Raw genomic sequence first — 509 nt, 5'->3', positions numbered from 1 at the left:
TCACCTCCCTTTGATATCTCTATCTTATCACTTTAGTTTGCTCGAGTCAACAACAAATTTCATCTTTTTTCAAATGTTGTTAAAAGTTTCAAAATAGAAACGCAATATCTTTTAAAAGATTACTTACTATAAATGCGTTATGACTTATAAAAAATAGGAGAGGCTTCCCTCTCCCTTGTGCTTACTCCGAATCGTCTTGGCGGTTGCGATTCTTCTGCATTTCTTCTTTAATCTTGAAGTACAAATCTGAGATATTTTTAATTAATCCAGATAGTTGATGAAGACTTGTAATAACTGCCGCAATGATTACCCAATTCATATTATCACCTCCCTTTGATATCTCTATCTTATCACTTTTATTGACACGAGTCAACTATAAATTTCATCTTTTTTTAATGTTAGTAAAAATTATGAAACGAGAACGCAATGTCTTATAGGAGATTACTCACTATTACTGCGTTTTGGCTTATAAAAAATAGGAGAGGTTTCCCTCTCCCTTCTTTTACTCC

General features: G+C 32.6%; 1 protein-coding gene. It reads right to left on the bottom strand.

Annotated elements, in window-relative coordinates; translation table 11 throughout:
- Positions 1-181: 181 nt before the first annotated feature.
- Positions 182-319 (bottom strand): hypothetical protein, encoded by a 138-nt coding sequence (locus ACQGSG_RS29295; RefSeq protein WP_170950871.1) that lies wholly within the window; start codon positions 317-319, stop codon positions 182-184.
- Positions 320-509: the final 190 nt, after the last annotated feature.

The sequence above is a fragment of the Bacillus sp. GMa5/1 genome, assembly GCF_050172015.1.
Classification (GTDB): domain Bacteria; phylum Bacillota; class Bacilli; order Bacillales; family Bacillaceae_G; genus Bacillus_A; species Bacillus_A cereus.
The sequence above is the reverse complement of the archived record's forward strand: the minus strand, read 5'-3'. Positions and strand labels throughout refer to the sequence as shown.